Below are 20,375 nucleotides of genomic sequence, written 5' to 3' on the forward strand. Positions count from 1 at the left end.
GCCTGCCGCCGGCGCCGGGACTGCCGCTGGGACCGCCGGCGCACGGCACACCGCTGGGCGGGACCCGGCACGTAGCCGTGTCCCGCCCAGCGGGTTCCCGCCTCCCCGGCCACGTGGCCTTCGCGGCCCGGGAGGCGGAGGAGCGGGGGTCAGCCCTGCTTGAACGCCTCGACCAGGCTGGCCAGGCTGTGGCCGGCGTGGCCCTGCGCGACGCGACGCTCGATCAGCGCCTGGATGGCGGCCGAGAAGTCGCTGTTGATGCCCAGCTGCCTGCTCGTGGCGACCAGGTGCTCGATCGCGGCCTTGTTGACCCCGAGGCTGGAGACCTCGGTCTCGAAGTTCGCCGAGTCGATCTCCTGGGCGCTCTGCGGAATCGCCGGGGTGATGACGTGCTCGATCCAGGTCAGCGCGAACGGCGTGAAGGCCTCCGCCGAGACACCGGCCGAGTTGACGAGGGAGACGGCGTGGAAGTAACCGGCGAGGCTCGACCACAGCAGCGACAGCAGACCGAGGTCGTAGATCATCGGCACACCGGTGTCCGTGCCCAGGTACACGTTGGTGCCGGCGAGCGGCTTCAGCAGGTCCTCGTGCTCGGCGAACAGCTCCTGCGCACCGGCGTAGAAGATCAGCGCCTGGGGCAGGCCGATCATCTGCGGTACGGCCATGATGGCACCGTCGAGGTAGCGCACCCCGTTCTGCTCGGCCCAGACGGCGAGCGCGCGGGCGTCCTCGGGGGTACCCGAGGTGAGGTTGACGACCACCTTGCCCTTGAGTTCGGTGGCGGCACCGGCCAGCAGGTCGTTCAGCACCTCGTACGTGGAGACGCACGCCACGACCACCGGGCTGGCCTCGATCGCCTGCCGGACGTCGGCGGCGAGGACCGCGCCCTGCGCGACGAGCGCGTCCGCCTTGCCGGCGGAACGGTTCCACACGGTGGTCGGATTGCCGTTCTGCACAAAGGCGTTGGCCAGGGCGGCGCCCATCATGCCCAGACCGAGGACGGTCACCGGGCCCTGGTTCGTGTTCGACATGAACTTGCTCCTCAATTGTCTACTCGGAATCACTACGCCGCGGGGGACGGCGTGCTTAAAGGAAGAGGCTGTCGGGGTCGAGGCCGAGCAACGTGCGGCCGTAGACCTCCAGCCCCATGTTGGGAGCCATCAGGCCGTGCCGGGCCAGGCCCTGCAGGTCCCGGTAGAAGCGCTGGAAGGGCGCCTTCCGGGAGAGCGAGCCGGCGCCGCTGACGGAGTGGAGCGCCTCAAGGGCCTCCTGGGTGAGCAGGATCGCGGCCCCGGCCTTGCCGCGCACCTCCGCCTTCTCCTCCCAGGTCGGCTGCTCGCCGGCGTCGGCGCGCTCCTGGAGGAAGCCGAGGTAGGTCTCGGCGAGCGCCTCGGCGGCCTCGATCTTGCTGTGGGCCAGCGCGACCTGGATCTGGGTCAGCGGGTGCTGCGCCTGGTCGGTGACATTGCTGTACGCGAGCGGCTTGCCCTTGACCGTGGCGACGAGTTCCTCGTGCGCGGCGCGTGCCATGCCGATGTAGACGGCGACGGACTCGGCGACGACGAAGCTGATCAGGCTGTAGTCGCGTCCCTGCGAGCCGGTGACGGCACCGCCGCCACTGGTGCCGAGGACGGCGTTCTCCAGGGTGACGACGCGGTGGCCGGGGACGAAGAGGTCCGTGGCGCTGGACGTCGAGCTGCCGGTGGCGATGGCGGCCGAGACGTGCCAGTCGTCGGCGATCTGCAGCTGGTCCACGGGGACCATGGCGTAGACCTCTTCGACGCTGCCGTCGGCGTGCTCCAGCTCGGCCGCGAGCAGGTCCCAGTGGGCGCCGCGGACACCGGAGTTGAAGCGCCAGGCCCCGGTGAGGAGATAGCCGCCCTCGGTGGGGACCATCTTCGCGGTCGGGGTGAAGCCGCCGGAGATGCGCACCGAGCCGCCCCGGAAGATCTCCTCCTGGGCCTGAAGCGGGTACAGCGTGGCCATCCAGGCACTGGAGATCCAGGCGACGGCCACCCAGCCGGTGGAACCGCAGCCGCGGGAGATCTCGGTGATGATCTCGACCTGTTCCTTCAGCGAGAGGTCCAGGCCGCCGAAGCGCTTCGGCACGGCGATGCGGAAGACGCCGGCCTTCTCCAGGAGGTCGATGTTCTCCTGGACTATCCAGCGCTGGTCCTCGGACGCCACACCGTTCGCACGCAGCGTCGGCACGATTTCCCGGACCGCTTTGAGAATGTTTTCCGCTTCATTGGACCTGACGGCCATCCCGGCTCCTTGGTGGGTTCGGCGGGGGGTTGAAAGGCATGGGCGCAGGTCGGCCGGCGCCATCGCCAATTCGGGGTCCGAACAAATTAAGCGAGACCGGACCATCCCCCGGCCACCGGTGAGTAACCGCCCCGTCCTCGCCAAGCTAACCAGAGGGCTGTCCGGGCACGGCCACCGAACGCCCATCGGTCGGTAACTCGCTGATCTGCGGCGATTTTTAAACCCGCGGAGACGGGCGATTATCGGCCAATGGGAATTGCTGGATCGGTTTCGGTCAATCGCAACTAAGGTGGTCGATCGTTCAGGTGTCCACAGCGTCGTTCGATTCCTGGACAACCGACCACGTCGTGTACCGAGGGGGCTGGAATGAAGTTCGAGAAAAGGACATTCTTCGGGGGTGTGCGCACCTCGCGCCGCGCGATACTCAAGGCCGGCGCCGCGGGCGCGCTCGGCGCCGCCGGTGTCGCCGCCTCCCACCCCGCCTTCGCCGGGACCGCCGAGGCCGGCCGCACCTACGACGCGATCGTCATCGGCGGCGGCTTCGCGGGCGTGTCGGCCGCGCGCGAGCTCAAGGCCAAGGGCAAGCGCACGCTGATCCTCGAAGCCCGCGACCGCGTCGGCGGCCGTGCCTGGTCGAGCACGTTCTCGGGACTGCCCATCGAGTTCGGCGCGACGTGGATCCACCCCAGCCAGACCCTGATCTGGAACGAGGTCCAGCGCCTGGGCATCTCCAGGGTGGACGACCCGAACCCCGACTTCGCGGTCTTCGCCACGGAGACCGGCGGGTACGCCAAGCAGGAGCTGACCTTCCTCGACCGGCAGGACGACCTGCTGCGCAGGTTCGTCGAGGGCGCCGAGACGTATCTGCCGCGCGCCTACGACCCCTTCTACCGCGAGGACCTGCTGGTCGACCTCGACAAGCTGACCCTCGGCGACCGGGCACGCCAACTGCGCCTGTCGACACTGGAGACGAACTGGGTGAGCGCCACCACCGGCGCCTACGGCGGCGGCTTCGAGCGCGGCTCGCTCACCCAGCTCGCCCACTGGTGGGCACTGTGCGGGTACAACACGGAGACGTTCCACGGCATCAACGTCACCCGGCCCGTGGGCGGGATGGGCACCGTCATCTCCCGGATGCTCGCCGAGTCCGGCGCCACCGTCGTCTACAACGCGCCCGTCACCAAGGTCACCGACAACGGCTCCCGGGTCCAGGTGACGGCGGGCGGCCAGGTGTACGACGCCGCGGCCGTGGTGGTGGCCGTACCGGTGAACACCTGGAACTCCATCAACTTCGCCTCCGGTCTGCCGGCCGAGTTCTCGCGGCTCAGCACCCAGACCGTCGGCGTGCCGACCGCCAAGAAGGTCTTCATCCAGGTCCAGGGCGACATCGGCCGTCCGCTCGTGAACGGCAAGAGCGGCGCGCTGCTCGACCTGGTCCTCGCGCACGCCGACAAGTCGGCCCAGGGCACGGTGCTCATCGGCTTCAGCGTCAACCCGAAACTGGACGTCACCAGCGTCGCGCAGGTGCAGAGCGCCATCAGCGAGGTGCTCCCGGGCACCAAGGTGCTGTCCGTCAAGGGCCACGACTGGGGCAAGGACGGGTACGCCAAGGGTGGTTGGACCTTCCGGCGTCCCGGTCAGCTGCTCGGCTCGCTGCGCGCCGTCCGGCAGCCGCACGGCCGTCTGGTCTTCGCGGGCAGTGACATCGCGACCGGCTGGGGCGGCTACGTGGACGGAGCCATCGAGACGGGCATCCGGGCCGCCGGCCTCGCGGCCGGCCTGACCACCGCCGGGGCCTCCGCGAGGAGCTGATCCCCGGCGGGGCCGGCCCGTCGCCGCCCCACGGGACGGGGGCGGCGACGGGCGACCGGTCGGTTCACCGGGAGTTCGGCGGACCGGTGACCAACATGTGGCCGAAGTACATGGATTAACCCCCGGATCACCACAAGAACCTACGACACGACGGGTGTCGGTCACGGATTGTTGTGGTATTGGCCCGTATTTTTAGTACCCTTGGTTGTGTTCCCGGCGTATTAGGGTGAGCCCTGCGCCGCCCGCCAACCGTGCTGAGGGACTATGTGGTTCAGGATGTTAGGCCCGTTAGAAGTCATATCCGGTGGGCAGCCCATCTCTCTGGGGGGCAGTAAACAGAGGGCGACGCTCGGATACCTCCTCCTCCATCCCAACCAGACGGTCCCCATCAGCGGACTGCTGAAGGCACTGTGGAGCGTCGAAGAAGCTCCGATGACCGCGCGCAAGATCCTGCAGAACTCGATCTGGAGCCTGCGCCGCAAACTGGTCAACGACACGGCCGCCGAGGTGCCCGTGGCGCTGCGCACCCAGCCTCCCGGCTACTCCCTGGACGTCCCCCTCGACCGCGTGGATCTGCACCTGTTCCACCAGTGGGTGCGCGAAGGGCGTTCCCGGCTGGAGGCGGGGGAAGCCGACGCGGCGGCGACGCTGCTCGGTGAGGCCCTGGAGCTGTGGCGCGGTCCGGCTCTCGCCGACCTGACCGAAGCGGGCCTGCTGTGGCCCGAGTTGACCACCCTCCAGAGCATGCGGCTGGACGTCCTGGAGGATCTCTTCGAGGCCCAGCTCGCCTGCGGGCGCCACTACGCGGTGCTCGGTGAGCTGGAGTCCCTGGTGGAGAACGAGCCGCTGCGCGAGCGCGCCTGCGGCCAGCTGATGCGCGCCCTGTACCGCTGCGGGCGGCAGTCGGACGCGCTCGGCGTGTTCAGCCGGCTGCGGGCCCGGCTGGTCGAGGAACTCGGTCTCGAACCCAGCCGGGAACTCCAGCTGCTCCAGCAGGCGATCCTCACCCACGACCCCGCTCTCCAGCTCGCGCCGGCTCCCGGCGCGCCGTACTCCGTGCAGGGCTCGTCGGCCCTCCTGCTCGGCGCGGAGACGGCCACGGCGCCCCGGCCGCTCGGCCCGCGGGCCGTCCCCGACAGCCCGGCCCCCGCCCCGTCCCAGCCCTCCATCCAGAACCCGGCCCCCCGTCCGCACCACGCCGGGCCCGCTCCGGTACCGGCCCTCGCCCTCGCCAAGGCCCCACTCCAGCCGGACGACGCGACCCCCGAACCCGACGGTGAGCCTCCGGCCCCGACCCGGCCGCCCGTCCAGGGCTCAGGTCCCGGGCCGCAGCGCCCGGCCCTGCGGGCCGTCCTCCCCACTCCCGTCCCGAGGCCGGCTCCCAGAGCGCCGTTCCCCGCCGACGGCGCGGCGCCGCGGAACGACGCGCCGACGGCCCACGCATCCGACCCGGCTCCGCCGGCGCCGGGCACCGGCACACCCGCCGCCGCGTCCGCGGTACGCCGCGAGGCCAGCCTCCTGCTGGTGCGCGCCGAACCCGACCCGGCCTCGACCGACGCCGGTGAACTCGACGCCGTGATGGACGGGGTGGCCACCCTGGTCCACCAGGAGATCGAGCGCTGCGGCGGTACGGTCGTCTTCTCGCTCCACGCGCTCACCCTCGCCCTGTTCCCGGCCGACCCGGACGACGCCGGGTACCCGCTGCGCGCGGCCCGCGCCGCCACCGCGCTGCGCACGGCCCTGACCGCGTCCACCTCACCGGCCGCGGCCGCCCCCGTGTCCGCCCGCATGGAACTGCGTACGGCCGTCGCGACGGGCGCCGTACTGGTGAGCCAGTCGCTCGGGGGCAGCCGGCCGCCCAGGGTCTACGGCGCCACGGTCAAGGAGTGCGAGGCGCTGCTGGCCCTGGCGACCTCGGACGGCACCCATGTCTGCGACCGCACACGCGAGGAGACCAAGGAGTACTTCGCGTACGAGGAGATCCCCGGCACCCCCGTCCGCTGGAAGCTGCTGGGGGACATCGGCCCCGACCCCGATGCCGAGGACGACGCCCACCTCCGCGAACTCGACCTGCTCCAGGGGGTGATGACCCACAGCAGCCGCTGGTCGCAGCCGCACCTGATCACCGTGCTCAGCACCGAGGACGCCCCCCGCCGCCGGATGCTCTGCAGGCTGGAGAACTTCGCCACCTCCGCGCTCGACGGGGCCCAGGTGCTGACCTGGGACAGCCGGGACGCCGCCGAGTCGGGCCCGTTCGGCCTGCACCGGAGGATCATCTCCCGGTTCGCGGGGCTGTCGAAGTCCGACCCCCCCTGGGCGGTCCGGAGGAAGGTCAGCGCCGCCGTCCAGCGCCTGGACGCCGGAAAGAGCTGCATCAACTGGCTGGTCGCCCGCTGCACCTCGGTTCTGGAGACGTCCAACCGCTCGCCCGAGCGGTTCGACGCCGACGAGTGGCGGGACGTCTGGCGGTACTTCGTGGAAGCCGTAGCCCATGACGGCCCGATCGTCCTGATCATCGACAACCTGCACCTCGAGGACGCGGCGACCAGGGAGCTCGTCGGCCTCATCGCCCGCCTCCCCGGCCGTATCCCACTCACCGTCGTCGCGGGCGCCGACCCGGAGCTCCTGCGCCACGCGGACTGGACCTCCGACAGGGGTCTCGCCACGACGGTACTGCTCGACCAGCCGGCCGACGAAGAGCTCACCTGCGCGGAAGACGCCTGTCTGCCGGTTCCGTGAGGATCCCCGCCGACAACGTCGTCGGCCGCCGCCGGACCCACGCGCGTCCGGCGGCGGCCGCTTCTCGGCGCGCCATATGATCAAGGGGAAGCGACCGCGTTCCGGGGGAGAAGGCGGTGGAAGGGGTGGGGGAGCGTTGCCCGAGAGTCCGGCCGAAGAGGTACCCGGCGGCGTGGCGGTGCGGGGCGCGGGACCGGCGCCCTGCCGTGTCGTCGTGTGCCGGGACTGCTGCTGCGGCACCGCCAAGGTGACCGGCGTCGATCACGCGGCGCAGACCGCGCGTCTGGAGGCGGAGGTGCCCGTGCGCGTCTCCGCCTGCCTGGACGTCTGCGAACAGGCCAACGTGGTCGTCGTACAGCCCTCCGCCGCGGGCCGGGCCGCCGGTGCGCGGCCGGTGTGGCTGGGGCTCGTCAACGATCCCGACGCGATCGAGGACGTCATCGGCTGGGTTCACGCGGGCGGCCCGGGTGCCGCCCCCCTGCCGGACATCCTCGACCTGTACACCTTCACCCCGCCCCGCCTCGGCGGCACGGCATCCCGGGACGCTCGCCGCGTCGGTAGCTGAGGTCGCGCGGGGCCGTGCGGCACGGGTGGCCGGGCCGGTGGCCCCCATGCCCGACGGCCCGAAGGTTGCGCACGTTCCTCGTGGGGCACCCGTTGCGGAGGCCCTTTGGACCCCTGCGGCCCCCCGCAGCCCCCTGCGGCCCCCCGCGGCCCCCTGCGGCCCCCGTGGCCGTGGGTGTCGTGGTGTCGCCGACCGTGGCCACGGCTGTCGAGCGGCCCCGAAGGCTCGGTCCGTGGACCGCCTCGTCCGCCGACGAGGCGCCCGCACCCGCCCCAGGCGCACCGGCGCGGGACGCTCCGAGCGGGCCCACCGCCGGCCGGACGGAACAGGGCCTCCGGCCGTCACCGGCGCGGACGCCCCTCGATGCCCCTGCGGGATGCGATCGTGGGAAGTGGGCAGGCGGTCCGACGGGTGACGAACGCGAGGGAGAGGTACCTCATGCGGAACGACGGAACGGACCAGGTCGACTGGCGCCGGTTCGCCGAGCAGATGGCGACCATGGCGCGCGACCTGCTGGCGCAGGAGTCGGTGACCCAGACCCTGGACCGGATCACCGCTTCCGCCGTCGAACTCGTCCCCGGCTGCGACGCGTCCGGCATCCTCATCCTGCACAGCAAGGGCACCAAGACCCTCGCCCCGACGGAGCAGCTCGTCGTCGACAGCGACCGGATCCAGACGGACCTGCGGGAAGGCCCCTGCTACGACGTGGCGAGCCGGGAGAACGCGGAGCGGGTCTTCCGCATCGAGGACTTCCGCGAGGACCACCCCCGCTGGCCCTCCTACGTCTCCCAGGCCCGCGAACTCGGCGTGCGCAGCATGATGGGCTTCCTGCTCTTCACCGAGGACGAGGACCTGGGCGCGCTGAACCTCTACTCCCGCAGCCCGGGGGCGTTCGACGAGGCGGGCGAGACGGCCGGCTGGCTGCTCGCCTCGCACGCCGCCGTGGCCTTCTCCAGCGCCCGCACGCACGCCCAGCTGGAGCAGGCCGTCGAGACCCGGCACCTCATCGGCGAGGCCATGGGCATCCTCATGGGCTCCCACGACCTCACCGAGGACCAGGCCTTCGACGTGCTGCGCCGCTACTCCCAGGAGAACAACATCAAGCTCCGGGAGGTGGCCCGCCGGGTCTGCGAGCACGGCGCCCCGGGCTGAGCGCCCCCACCTCGGACCGGGCCCTTCACGTCAGGCCCCGACCGGCCCCCTCGCACCGGGCGCCCCCGGGATCAGGCGTCCGCCGACGGAGCCGTACGCCCCTCGAACGCCTCAAGAATGCGTTCCGCCGCCAGGGTGGCGGTCAACCGGCCCTCCCTGACCTGCTGTTCCAGCTCCGGGGCCGCCTCGCGCACCGCCGGGTCGGCGTGCAGCCGGCCGAGCACTTCGTCGCGGACCATCGACCAGGTCCAGCCGACCTGCTGCTCCCGCCGCTTGGCGGCGAGCCGCCCGGTGGAGTCCAGCAGGGTGCGGTGCTGTTCGAGGCGCTCCCAGACGGTGTCGAGGCCGGCCGACTCCCGCGCGCTGCAGTGCAGCACCGGGGGGGTCCAGAAGGCGTCCTTGCCGTGCATCAGGCGCAGCGCGCCCGACAGCTCCCGTGCGGCCGCGCGGGCGTCGCGCTCGTGCGGGCCGTCGGCCTTGTTGACGGTGATCACGTCGGCCAGTTCCAGGACGCCCTTCTTGATGCCCTGGAGCTGGTCGCCGGTGCGCGCGAGCGTCAGCAGCAGGAAGGAGTCGACCATGTCGGCGACCGCCGTCTCGGACTGGCCGACACCGACGGTCTCCACGAGGATCACGTCGTAGCCGGCGGCCTCCATGACCACCATCGACTCCCGGGTGGCCTTCGCGACCCCGCCCAGCGTGCCCGCGCTGGGGGAGGGCCGCACGAAGGCGTCCGGGTCCACCGCGAGCCGTTCCATCCGGGTCTTGTCGCCCAGGATGGAGCCGCCGGTGCGGGTGGACGACGGGTCCACGGCGAGCACCGCGACCCGGTGGCCCAGCGAGGTGAGCATGGTGCCGAACGCGTCGATGAAAGTCGATTTGCCGACACCGGGGACGCCGCTCACGCCGATCCGCCGAGCGCGGCCGCTGTGCGGCAGCAGCTCGGTGAGGAGCCGCTGCGCCAGCGCCCGGTGCGCGGGCCGGGTGGACTCGACGAGGGTGATGGCGCGGGCCACCAGGGCCCGCTTCCCGTCGAGCACACCCTTCACGTACGTGTCGAGTTCGATCGCTGCCATCGGGCTCTACAGATCGTGGCCGAGGTCGGCCGACAGCCGCTTCACCAGGTCGTACGCCGCGTCCGGGATCACCGTCCCGGGCGGGAACACGGCCGTGGCACCCATCTCCAGCAGGGTCGGCACGTCCTGCGGCGGGATCACCCCACCGACCACGATCATGATGTCCTCCCGGCCCTCCTCGGCGAGCGCCTCGCGCAGCGCCGGGACGAGGGTGAGGTGACCGGCGGCCAGCGAGGACACGCCGACCACGTGGACGTCCGCCTCGACGGCCTGCCGGGCGACCTCCTCCGGGGTCTGGAACAGCGGGCCGACGTCCACGTCGAAGCCGAGGTCGGCGAAGCCGGTGGCGATCACCTTCTGGCCGCGGTCGTGGCCGTCCTGGCCCATCTTGGCGACCAGGATGCGCGGCCGGCGCCCCTCGGCCTCGTCGAAGGCGTCCACCAGGGCACGGGTGCGGTCCACGGACGGGGACTCCCCTGTCTCGTTGCGGTACACGCCGGAGATGGTACGGATCTGGCTCTGGTGACGGCCGTACACCTTCTCCAGGGCGTCGGAGATCTCGCCGACGGTCGCCTTGGCGCGGGCCGCGTGCACGGCCAGCTCCAGCAGGTTGCCCTCGCCGTCGGCGGCCCGGGTCAGCGCGTCCAGCGCGTCCCGGCAGGCCTGCTCGTCCCGCTCCGCTCGCAGCCGCCGCAGCTTCTCGATCTGCTGGGCGCGCACCGAGGAGTTGTCGACCTTGAGGACCTCGATCTGCTCGTCGCTGTCCACGCGGTACTTGTTCACGCCGATCACCGGCTGGCGCCCGGAGTCGATGCGGGCCTGGGTGCGGGCCGCCGCCTCCTCCACACGCAGCTTCGGGATGCCGGCGTCGATGGCCTGCGCCATGCCGCCCGCCCCCTCGACCTCCTGGATGTGCGCCCAGGCCTTGCGGGCGAGGTCGTACGTCAGCCGCTCCACGTAGGCGCTGCCGCCCCAGGGGTCGATGACCCGGGTGGTGCCCGACTCCTGCTGGATGAGCAGCTGGGTGTTGCGGGCGATGCGCGCGGAGAAGTCCGTGGGCAGGGCCAGGGCCTCGTCCAGCGCGTTGGTGTGCAGCGACTGGGTGTGGCCCTGGGTCGCGGCCATCGCCTCCACGCAGGTGCGCGTGACGTTGTTGAACACGTCCTGGGCGGTCAGCGACCAGCCCGAGGTCTGCGAATGGGTGCGCAGGGAGAGGGACTTGCTGTTCTTCGGCTCGAACTGGGAGACCAGCTTGGCCCACAGCAGCCGCGCCGCGCGCAGCTTGGCGACCTCCATGAAGAAGTTCATGCCGATCGCCCAGAAGAACGACAGCCGGGGCGCGAACGCGTCCACGTCGAGACCGGCCTCGCGTCCGGCGCGGATGTACTCCACACCGTCCGCGAGGGTGTACGCCAGCTCCAGGTCGGCCGTGGCCCCGGCCTCCTGGATGTGGTAGCCCGAGATGGAGATGGAGTTGTAACGGGGCATCCGCTGCGAGGTGTACGCGAAGATGTCCGAGATGATCCGCATCGACGGCTTCGGCGGATAGATGTAGGTGTTGCGGACCATGAACTCCTTCAGAATGTCGTTCTGAATGGTTCCGGCCAGCTTCTCGGGCGGTACGCCCTGCTCCTCCGCCGCCACGATGTACAGCGCCAGCACCGGCAGCACGGCGCCGTTCATCGTCATCGACACAGTCATCCTGTCCAACGGGATGCCGTCGAACAGCTGCCGCATGTCGTAGATCGAGTCGATCGCCACGCCCGCCATGCCGACGTCGCCGGTGACGCGCGGGTGGTCGCTGTCGTAGCCCCGGTGCGTGGGCAGGTCGAAGGCGACCGACAGGCCCTTCTGGCCCGCCGCCAGGTTCCGCCGGTAGAAGGCGTTGGACTCCTCGGCGGTGGAGAAGCCCGCGTACTGGCGGATCGTCCAGGGCTGGTTGACGTACATCGTCGGGTACGGCCCGCGCAGGTACGGCGCCATGCCCGGGTACGTGTCGAGGAAGTCCAGGCCCTCCAGGTCGCGCCCGGTGTACAGCGGCTTGACCCCGATGCCCTCCGGGGTCTCCCACAGCGGTTCCTCACCGCCGGTAGCCCGCTTCACGGCGGCGCGCCACTCCTCGGCACTGCCGTCGGCGACCGGGGTCCCCAGCTCGATGCCGGAGAAGTCGGGGATTCCCATCAGGACACTCCCATGCGGTCCAGGGTCGCGGACAGGACGTCGATGGCGTCGCAGCCCGCGAAGACGTACGAGTCGACGCCCGTGTACTCGGCCGGGCGGCCCGCGAGGAACACGTGCCGGGCACCCGCCGCGCGCAGGGACCGCGCGGTCTGCTCGGCCTGTTCGGCGTAGAGCGCGTCGCTGGAGCACAGCACGGCCTCGGTGGCGCCGCTGTCCTCGAAGCGGCCCTCCGTGACCGGCTCGATGCCGCCCGCCTGGAAGAGGTTGGCCGCGAAGGTCGCTCGCGCGGTGTACTCGGCGGCCGGGCCCAGCGCGGCGAGGAAGACGCGCGGGCGGGCGCCGGTCGCCGCGAGGTGCGCGTCCGAGCGGGCGCGCAGCTCCTCGTACGCCTCGTCCCGGCGGACTCGCGGCAGACCGCCGGACGGCGGCTCCGGCGCGGGCGCGCGCTCGACGGGCTTCTCGGCGAGGAACGGGAACTCGGAGACACCGGTGATGGGTTCGCGCCGCTTGGCGAGCTTCTTGGACCGCTCCGCCCACGTCGTCGCCAGGTCCGTACGCAGCCGGCCGGAGCGCAGTACGGCGGCCTGTCCGCCGTCGCGCTCGATCGACCGGAAGAACTCCCAGGCGGCGCCCGCGAGTTCGTCCGTCAGCCGCTCGACGTACCAGGAGCCGCCCGCCGGGTCGACGACCCGGGCCAGGTGGGACTCCTCGATCAGGATGGTGGAGGTGTTGCGGGCGATGCGACGGGCGAAGGCGTCCGGCAGGCCCAGCGCGTGGTCGAACGGCAGCACGGTCACCGAGTCCGCGCCGCCGACCCCGGCGGCCAGCGTCGCCACCGTCGTGCGCAGCATGTTCACCCACGGGTCGCGGCGGGACATCATCACCGGCGAGGTCACCGCGTGCTGCACCTGCGCGCCGGCGCCCGGTGCCCCGGACACCTCGGCGACACGCGCCCACAGCCGGCGCGCCGCGCGCAGCTTGGCGATGGTCAGGAACTGGTCGGCGGTGGCCGCGTAGCGGAACTCCACCTGGGCGGCGGCCTGTTCGACGCCGAGTCCGGCCTCGGTCAGCTCCCGCAGGTAGGCGACACCGGTGGCGAGGGAGGCGCCCAGCTCCTGCGCGGCCGAGCCGCCGGCCTCGTGGTACGGCAGCGCGTCCACGGTCAGCGCGCGCAGCCCCGGGTACGTCTCGGCGCAGCGCGCGGCCAGGGCGGCGAACGGCGCGAACTCCAGGGCCTCGCCGGTCCGTGCCTCGTGGCCGAGCGGGTCGGCGCCCAGGGTGCCGCGGGCGGCCTTCGGGTCGACGCCCGCGCCTCGTACAGCCGCAGCAGCGCCTCGGCGGCGGCCGCGGTGTCTCGGCCGGCGTCCAGCGCGACGGGCGCCAGGTCGAGATAGACACCGTCGAGCGCACGGCCCAGCTCCGGGACCGGGATACCGCCCTCGCCCAGCACCAGCCACAGCGAGGTGACGCCGTTCTCCAGATCGGCCAGCACGGCGCTCGCCGCGCGGTCGGTGAGCACGGCGTGCCGCTGGCGCACGTCCCAGCCGCCCGCGACACCGCCCTCGGCGCGGCCGCCCCGGACGAAGGGGGCGAAGCCCGGCAGGCCGGGGTCGGGCGCGGCGTCGCGCGCGGTGTAGAGGGGCCGGGTGCGCAGCCCGTCCTCCAGCGTCGTGGACAGGGCGTCCTCAGCTGCCGTGCCCGAGGCTTCCTTGCCCGACTTGCGCAGCACACCCTCGACCAGGCGTTGCCACTGCTCGTGTGTCGCGTCAGGGAACTCGGCGGCCAGTGGGAGCCCGTCGTCAGGCAGGACCGTCATGCTCGGATGCTAGGGCAGGTCGCTCAACCGAGTGCAGCGCGGGGGCTGTGAGCTTTCTCCCCTTGCGGTTGTGACCTGCGCCTCTCCGGGGCGTCAGGGCCGGCCCGCCTCCTGCTCCAGGTCGGGTACGAGCGCGCACATGGCCGCCCGCCTTCTCGGTGAGGGCGACCCGCACGCCCCGCTTGTCGCCGCACCCGGACGTGCGGCTGACGAGGCCCGCGTGCCGGAGGCAGGCGAGGGGTTCTTCGACGCCGGCAACCACCCGGAGATCACCTTCGCCGTGCGGGGCGCCGACCGCCTCGACGCGGACGGCGTCCGCGTCACCGGCAGCCTGACCGTACGCGGCGTCACCGAGCCGCAGGCCCTCACCCCGCGCCTGCTTCCGGCGGACGCCGACGCGCTCACCCTGGAGACCTGCTTCGATGCGCACCGCGCGCAGTCCGGCTTGGGGTGGAACCAGCTCGGCATGATGCGCGGCCTGACGACGGTGACGGCGAGCCTCCGCTTCACGCGCGGGGGGGGGGCTGACGGTACGGGCATCCGCGGGCGGGGGCCTGGCCGCTCGGTCCGCCGCACGCGCGGGGGCCGACCGCCAGGTCTCGCACACGGGTGCCGCTCAGCCCCCGAGGCCCAGCTCGCCCCGTCGCACGTCCCGCGTGGAGAGCGTCTGCGGGGACCCCGTGAAGGCGCGCAGCCGGAGCCGGGTGCTCGGCTTGGCGGGCACCGCGAACCGGCCCCCGGGCGCCCACAGTTCCACCGTCGCCGTGCTGTGCGCGGGAATCGCCGCCGGGCCGCGCACGAGCGGCCAGTAACGGCTCATGCCCTGGCCGGTGGTGAGCATGTAGTGCGGGGTCAGCGAGACATCACCGGTGTTGGTGACCCTCAGGGTCAGCGCGGACAGCGACTGCGCCGGGCCGCGCCGGACCGCCGCGATGTCCATCCGCAGCGGCGGCCGCCCCGACGCCGCCAGGACGGCGCTCACCAGGGCGGGCGCCACCAGCAGCGCGGCGGCCGCGGCCAGGGCGGCCCGGCGGTGCGGGCCGGCCGCCCACCGGGGCCGCGGCTGCCACGCGCGCGAGAACTCCGGCAGCGGCACGGTGACCGCCGCGGCGAGCCACAGCGGCGTCATCATCAGGTAGTAGCCGTCCTGCGAGCGGGTCGCCAGGTAGAAGGCGCACCAGGGCAGCACGGTCGCGGCCGGGCCGAGCCGCCGGACGAACAGCACGAACACCGCCAGCAACGCCGCGACCAGCAGCACGCTCGCCCTGCCGTACCAGTCCAGCCGGTCGCTGCCGTGGGTGAAGTACAGCGAGACGCCCACCAGGCCCTGGCCGTGCAGCACCGCGCCCTGCGTCAGCGGCAGGAAGATGCCCCGGAGCCACGGGCCGGGCTCGCTCACCACGAAGTACGTGTCGAGCAGCAGCCAGGTCAGGGCCGCGATCCCGGCGATCCGCAGCACCACGCGTACGGCCGCCCGCGCGCCCAGCTCGCCGCGGCGCACCGCGTACCACCCGGCCAGCAGGAACGGCGCGACGAACCAGGGGAGTTGCTGAGCGGCGCACGCGGCGCCGAGGCACGCGGCCCGCGCGACCCCCGCGGCGCCCAGCCGGCCCCGCGCGCCGAGCCGCGGCCAGCGCACCACCACCGGCGCCAGCAGCATCATGCCGACGATCGCCGGGTACCCCTGCCGGGCGTACATCGGCAGGAATCCGAAGCCCAGGCACACCATCGTGGCCGCCGGGCGCCACGGCACCGGCAGCAGCCGCCACAGCACGACCGTGCCCCCGAGGAGCACGGCCGTGGCGGCCGCGGTCGCCGGGGCGCCGCCGTGACCCAGCCACAGGAACGGCGCGGTGAGCAGCGGGGCGAGCGGGGGATAGCCGTAGGTGAAGTCGTAGCCGCCGTCCACGGTCGCCGTCAGGGCGACGCCCTTCATGTGGAACAGCCACGGCCACGGCTGCCCGTACACGGGGTGTCCCGCGACGAGTTCGCGCGCGGCCTGGGTGGTGAGGACCGCCTCGTCGCCACCGGCGTGGTTCAGCGCCCAGGCGCACAGGGCGAGGGTGACCGCCGTCGCCAGCACCAGCAGGTCCAGACGCGCGAGCGAGCGGGTCCGGCGGACCGTCAGCGCGAGCACGCCGGTCAGCAGGATCACGGCGTAGCAGACGGAGATGACGCCCGCGAGGACCGGCCGGTTCGTGGCCGCCTGGGTCCACACCGCACGCGTGCCGATGAACAGGCTGACGTCCGCGAGCAGCGTCAGCACGCGATGCCATTGCGCGGGGCCCCGGGTGTCCTCCGTGAGGTCCCCCGGGGCGGCGGACACCGCCGACAGTGTCCGCCGGCCGGGTGTCACCTGCTGTGTTTCTGCCAAGTGCACGGATCCGGACGCTAATGGCGGCCGGTGAGCGGGGTGTGGCGGCACGTGAAGAGTCCGGTAGGAGGGCGGTAAGAAGCGGGCGTAAGCGTACAAGTGACCCGCGTCGCGCCCGCGTCGGTGCCTCCGTGCCGGTCGCGCACCGTGTCGTTGTTGGGCCGAACGGGTGACTTGGAGTAAGAATTGACCGGTGCAGTCAATGAGTGCGAGTCAGGTCGGGGGGAGCCGGTGAGCCGTTACGACGTCACCGATGAACAGTGGGAAGGGCTCGCCCAGGTCGTGCCGCTGCGGGGCCGGGACGCCTGGCCGTCCGCGGTCGGCCACCGCTCGCTGCCCGACTCCGAGACCGAGACGCGGCGCCGCTTCGTGGTGCTGCGCGTCAACGTCTTCGGCGACGCGCGGGAGGTCGCCGAGACGCTGATGTCCGGGGTGCCCGTGCTGCTCGACCTGTCCGGCGCGGAGGGCGACGTCGCCAAGCGGGTCCTCGACTTCAGCACGGGCGTGGTGTTCGGCCTGGGCAGCGGGATGCACCGCGTCGACCGCAACGTGTTCCTCCTCACCCCACCCGGCACGGAGGTCAGCGGCCTGATGGAGGGCGCGGGCGTCTCCGAGGGCTGAGCCCGGGCCGGGGCGCTCCTGGGAGCGGCCCCCCGGTGACCGGCCTCCGGCCGGGGCGGATCCCACCGACCGGCCTCCGGCCGCGGCCGCATCCGGTGTCTGGCCCGCAGTCGCGACCGTTCTCGCCGGTCGGCACCCTTCGGGTGGTGTTCTTCATACCGGTGTCCCGGTGGCGCCCCGGTCGTCCCTCGATCGTAGGAAGGTGCGGGGGGCCAAACGGTTCGCCGTCCGGGCGGAGGCCTACGGTCCGCTCATGGCCGTGCCTTCCGTGTACGCCGGGCCTCCGGCGGCCGACGAATCCGCTGCGACCGTCCCCGCGCAGTCCCGCAGACCCCCCGACGTCCGCGCCCGCATCACCGAGTTGCGGCTGTCGGCCTTCGCCGGGCACCGGCGGGCCGGGTTCCCGCTGGGCGCCGTGACCCTGTTCGCGGGGCCCAGCGGCGCGGGCAAGACGACGGCGCTCGCCGCCTTCGAGGCGCTCGCCCGGCTCGGCGGCGGCGCCCCGGTCCCGGAGGCGTTCCCCGACCCGGCCGCCTGCGTGCCGGAACGGGCGCGCCCCGACGCCGGCGGACGGCGCGGCTTCCGCATCGGGTGCACCGCCGACGGCGCCGAGGGACCGGTCCGGCTGGACCTCGCCGTCCAGGCCGAACCGGAGCCGCGCGTCGTGGGCGAGCGGCTGACCGTGGACGGCATCGTCCTGCTGGAGACCGCCCTGCGCGATCCGGCGCGCCGGACCGTGCAGGCAGCCTGGCACACGGCCGGCTCCGCCCCCGTGACCCGCGCCCCGTTCCCCGACGACCGCCTCGGCACCGCCCTGCTGCCGCTGCGCGTGGCCGGCAAGACCGACGGGCAGCGCCGGGTCCTCGCCGCCGCCGAGCAGATGGTCGTCGCCCTGCGCTCCGTCTTCTCCTGCGACCCCCGCCCGGACTGCATGCGGACCCCCGTCCCCACCGGTTCCGGCCGGCTGCTGGCCGGCTGCGACAACCTTGCCGACGTCCTGTGGCGCACCCGCGCGGAGTGCTCGCGCCGGCACGGTCTGCTGGTCGAGGCGGTGCGGGCGGGCTGCGCCGGTCCGGTGACCGACCTGCTCGCCCAGCCGCTGAGCGACGGGACGGTACGGGCGCTGCTCGACCGCGGCGACGGCTTCCGCACCGAACTCGCCCGGCTCGGCGACGGCGAGCTGCGCTACCTCGCACTGGCCCTGGTCCTGCTGACCGGGCCCGGCGTCCTCGACGTGGACACCCCGGGCGAGGTACCCGACGCCCTGCGCAGCCTCACCGTTCTCGCCGACGGATTCGACCGCGCCCTCGACCCCGTCCAGCGCCGCCAACTGCTCGAGACGGCGGCCCGGATGGGGGAGCGCGGGCACATCCGCTGCGTCGCCGCGGTGAGCGACGCCTCGTGGACCGCGGGGGTCGAGGGCGTCACGGTCGTACACCTGGAGCCCTGACCGGACTTCCACCGCACCTCGTCCCGGCGGCGGGTGCCGGGGCCGGCGGTCCGGGCGGCCGGTGTCCCAGTGGTACACCTGGAGCCGTGACCGAACCCCTCGACCTCGCCCGACTGCAGCGCCGGCTCGCCGAGTTCGCCGCCGCACGGAACTGGCAGCGCTACCACACGCCGAAGAACCTCGTCTCCGCCCTGTCGGTGGAGGCCTCCGAACTGGTCGAGATCTTCCAGTGGCTGACCCCCGAGGAGTCCGCCCGCGTGATGGACGACCCCGAGCGCGCCCCCCGGGTCAGGGACGAGGTCGCCGACGTGCTCGCCTACCTGCTCCAGTTCTGCGAGGTCCTCGGCATCGACCCGCTGACCGCCCTGGACGCCAAGATCGACCGCAACGAACACCGGTTCCCGGTACCGGGCCGGGACGCCTCCGGGCAGGACGCCCCTGGGTCGGAGGCCCGGCCCGACGAACGCGATTGACGGCGTCCCCGCCCCGGGACCGCTCCGCCACCGGGCGGACCCGGAAACTCCGTTATCACCCTGCGTAGTCGAAATGCCTGTCGAATCCGAATTGTTGTCCACAGATTTCGGCCTTCCTCTGGCTTTTCGCCTCAGCGGCCCTCACGCTGGGTAGTGAACAAGGGAGTTCACGCATACGTGCGAGCGCGCACGCGGACGGACGGGGGCAACGGATGGACGCGGTACGGCTCATCCTCACGAGCAGGCGTGCCCTCCTGGGCGGCGCCGACGCGGCCGAGATGCTGGCCGAGGTGTGGCAGGCGCAGGCGCTGGCCCAGGCGATCGGCAGCCGCCTCGCGGTCTCCGGCCCGCCCGAACTGCGCGGCGAGGCGCTGGGGCTGACCGAGCTGGCGGGCCGGGGCTGCGGAGTCCTGGATCCGCCCGAACTCGACCCGAAGGATCTGCGCGCCGCCCAGCTCACGGCACTGGACGACGCCCGCGAGACCCTTCTCTGCCTCGGCAGCCTGCTCGGCGAGGTCGGCATGGCCCTGGTCGGCATGGCGAGCGCGGCCGCCGACGAGACGACGTACTGGCAGTGCATGGAGGCCATCGACGCGGCCGACGAGTCCCGCGACCGTGTCCTGGAGATGCTGCGCAAGCTGGCGGCCCGGGAGGAGATGCTCCCGGGGAACGGAAGCGAGAGCAGCCCTTCCGGCGCGCTGTGAGACGAGGCGATGGTGGCAGGGCAATCCGCTGACCCGGCACACGGCTCCGCCGACGCCGACGCGACGGCCTCCTCGGCCCCGGTCGCCGGCCCGCGAGGCCGCCCCCGCGTGAGGTGGCCGGTTTTCACCCGACCGTGACGGCCGTGCCGGACGGTGCCGGCGAGGTCCACGGGGGTCCGGCGTGCAGGATGGATGTATGGACCTTCGAATTTTCACCGAGCCCCAGCAGGGGGCCACGTACGACACCTTGCTCACCGTCGCCAAGGCCACCGAGGACCTCGGTTTCGACGCCTTCTTCCGCTCCGACCACTACCTGCGCATGGGCGGCGCGGACGGCCTGCCCGGCCCCACGGACGCCTGGATCACGCTGGCCGGCCTGGCCCGCGAGACCAAGCGGATCCGCCTCGGCACCCTGATGACGGCCGGCACCTTCCGTCTGCCCGGCGTGCTCGCCATCCAGGTCGCCCAGGTCGACCGGATGTCCGGCGGCCGCGTGGAGCTGGGCCTCGGCGCGGGCTGGTTCGAGGAGGAGCACAAGGCGTACGGCATCCCCTTCCCGAAGGAGAAGTTCGCGCGGCTGGAGGAGCAGCTGGCGATCGTCACCGGGCTGTGGGCCACGGAAGTCGGCAAGACCTTCGACTTCCACGGCACGTACTACGACCTCACCGACTCGCCCGCGCTGCCCAAGCCGGCCCAGCGGAAGGTGCCGGTGCTCATCGGCGGTCACGGCGCGACCCGCACCCCGAGGCTCGCCGCGCGGTACGCCGACGAGTTCAACATCCCCTTCGCCTCCGTCGAGGACAGCGAGCGGCAGTTCGGCCGGGTCCGCTCCGCCGCGCAGGAGGTGGGCCGTGCCGCGGACGACCTGACGTACTCCAACGCGCTCGTGGTCTGCGTGGGCAAGGACGACCAGGAGGTCGCCAGGCGTGCCGCCGCGATCGGCCGTGAGGTCGACGAGCTGAAGGCCAACGGGCTGGCCGGTTCCCCCGCCGAGGTCGTCGACCGGATCGGCCGGTACGCCGAGATCGGCTCCAGCCGGATCTACCTCCAGGTCCTGGACCTGCACGACCTCGACCACCTGGAACTGATCTCCGCCGAGGTCCAGTCGCAGCTGTCGTAGCCGGTGGGCGGGTTCGCCCGGCGTGCC

The 20,375-nt window shown here is 72.7% G+C and carries 14 protein-coding genes and 3 pseudogenes; 10 read left to right on the plus strand and 7 right to left on the minus strand.

Going from position 1 to position 20,375, the window contains the following annotated elements:
• Window positions 1-149: 149 nt before the first annotated feature.
• Window positions 150-1,031, minus strand: a complete 882-nt coding sequence (locus tag N8I86_RS28465; RefSeq protein WP_073897602.1) for an NAD(P)-dependent oxidoreductase — start codon at window positions 1,029-1,031, stop codon at window positions 150-152.
• A gap of 55 nt (window positions 1,032-1,086) precedes the next feature.
• Window positions 1,087-2,328, minus strand: coding sequence for an acyl-CoA dehydrogenase family protein (locus tag N8I86_RS28470; RefSeq protein WP_382983770.1), 1,242 nt, complete (start codon window positions 2,326-2,328; stop codon window positions 1,087-1,089).
• A gap of 303 nt (window positions 2,329-2,631) precedes the next feature.
• On the opposite strand from N8I86_RS28470, the gene N8I86_RS28475 reads away from it, so the two are divergent.
• The 4 genes from N8I86_RS28475 to N8I86_RS28490 all read left to right on the plus strand — a co-directional run bounded on the left by N8I86_RS28475 (window position 2,632) and on the right by N8I86_RS28490 (window position 8,533).
• On the plus strand, window positions 2,632-4,077 hold the full coding sequence (locus tag N8I86_RS28475) for a flavin monoamine oxidase family protein (RefSeq protein ID WP_263279002.1): 1,446 nt from the start codon (window positions 2,632-2,634) through the stop codon (window positions 4,075-4,077).
• Between the two features lie 432 nt (window positions 4,078-4,509).
• Window positions 4,510-6,816 (plus strand): BTAD domain-containing putative transcriptional regulator, encoded by a 2,307-nt coding sequence (locus N8I86_RS28480; RefSeq protein ID WP_263279003.1) that lies wholly within the window; start codon window positions 4,510-4,512, stop codon window positions 6,814-6,816.
• A 136-nt stretch (window positions 6,817-6,952) separates the two neighbouring features.
• A complete protein-coding gene (locus tag N8I86_RS28485) occupies window positions 6,953-7,381 on the plus strand; it encodes a (2Fe-2S) ferredoxin domain-containing protein (RefSeq protein ID WP_385327798.1) in 429 nt (142 codons plus the stop codon).
• Between the two features lie 438 nt (window positions 7,382-7,819).
• Window positions 7,820-8,533: a GAF and ANTAR domain-containing protein gene (locus tag N8I86_RS28490; protein ID WP_263279004.1), complete on the plus strand. Its 714-nt coding sequence runs from the start codon at window positions 7,820-7,822 to the stop codon at window positions 8,531-8,533.
• A gap of 71 nt (window positions 8,534-8,604) precedes the next feature.
• On the opposite strand, the gene meaB is transcribed toward N8I86_RS28490, so the two are convergent.
• The 4 genes and pseudogenes from meaB to N8I86_RS28510 all read right to left on the minus strand — a co-directional run.
• Window positions 8,605-9,609, minus strand: coding sequence for a methylmalonyl Co-A mutase-associated GTPase MeaB (gene meaB / locus N8I86_RS28495; protein WP_073897591.1), 1,005 nt, complete (start codon window positions 9,607-9,609; stop codon window positions 8,605-8,607).
• A gap of 6 nt (window positions 9,610-9,615) precedes the next feature.
• A complete protein-coding gene (gene scpA / locus N8I86_RS28500; protein WP_123440006.1) occupies window positions 9,616-11,790 on the minus strand; it encodes a methylmalonyl-CoA mutase in 2,175 nt (724 codons plus the stop codon).
• Window positions 11,790-13,606 (minus strand): annotated as a pseudogene (locus N8I86_RS28505) (methylmalonyl-CoA mutase family protein). The gene scpA and the pseudogene N8I86_RS28505 overlap by 1 nt, the downstream one beginning before the upstream one ends.
• A 148-nt stretch (window positions 13,607-13,754) precedes the next feature.
• Window positions 13,755-13,844 (minus strand): annotated as a pseudogene (locus N8I86_RS28510) (MarR family winged helix-turn-helix transcriptional regulator); the annotation flags it as partial.
• Window positions 13,845-13,847: 3 nt separating this feature from the next.
• Between N8I86_RS28510 and N8I86_RS28515 the strand changes: the two are divergent.
• Window positions 13,848-14,120, plus strand: a pseudogene (locus tag N8I86_RS28515) (YceI family protein); the annotation flags it as partial.
• A gap of 102 nt (window positions 14,121-14,222) precedes the next feature.
• On the opposite strand, the gene N8I86_RS28520 reads toward N8I86_RS28515, so the two are convergent.
• Window positions 14,223-15,932 carry a hypothetical protein gene (locus tag N8I86_RS28520; protein ID WP_263279005.1) on the minus strand — a complete coding sequence of 570 codons (1,710 nt, stop codon included), beginning with the start codon at window positions 15,930-15,932 and terminating at the stop codon, window positions 14,223-14,225.
• A gap of 279 nt (window positions 15,933-16,211) precedes the next feature.
• On the opposite strand from N8I86_RS28520, the gene N8I86_RS28525 reads away from it, so the two are divergent.
• From N8I86_RS28525 to N8I86_RS28545, 5 genes are all read left to right on the plus strand, one after another.
• Window positions 16,212-16,601: a cell division protein SepF gene (locus tag N8I86_RS28525; RefSeq protein ID WP_073897583.1), complete on the plus strand. Its 390-nt coding sequence runs from the start codon at window positions 16,212-16,214 to the stop codon at window positions 16,599-16,601.
• Window positions 16,602-16,854: 253 nt separating this feature from the next.
• Window positions 16,855-18,051 (plus strand): AAA family ATPase, encoded by a 1,197-nt coding sequence (locus tag N8I86_RS28530; RefSeq protein ID WP_263279006.1) that lies wholly within the window; start codon window positions 16,855-16,857, stop codon window positions 18,049-18,051.
• 86 nt (window positions 18,052-18,137) lie between these two features.
• Window positions 18,138-18,524 carry a nucleotide pyrophosphohydrolase gene (locus N8I86_RS28535; RefSeq protein ID WP_263279007.1) on the plus strand — a complete coding sequence of 129 codons (387 nt, stop codon included), beginning with the start codon at window positions 18,138-18,140 and terminating at the stop codon, window positions 18,522-18,524.
• 212 nt (window positions 18,525-18,736) lie between these two features.
• The gene (locus tag N8I86_RS28540) at window positions 18,737-19,228 is read left to right on the plus strand and encodes a DUF6099 family protein (RefSeq protein ID WP_185091626.1); all 492 of its coding nucleotides are present in this window, start codon (window positions 18,737-18,739) and stop codon (window positions 19,226-19,228) included.
• Window positions 19,229-19,424: 196 nt separating this feature from the next.
• Entirely contained in the window at window positions 19,425-20,348 is a 924-nt protein-coding gene (locus tag N8I86_RS28545) for an LLM class F420-dependent oxidoreductase (protein WP_263279008.1), read from the plus strand.
• Window positions 20,349-20,375: the final 27 nt, after the last annotated feature.

This window comes from Streptomyces albidicamelliae (assembly GCF_025642175.1).
GTDB lineage: Bacteria > Actinomycetota > Actinomycetes > Streptomycetales > Streptomycetaceae > Streptomyces > Streptomyces albidocamelliae.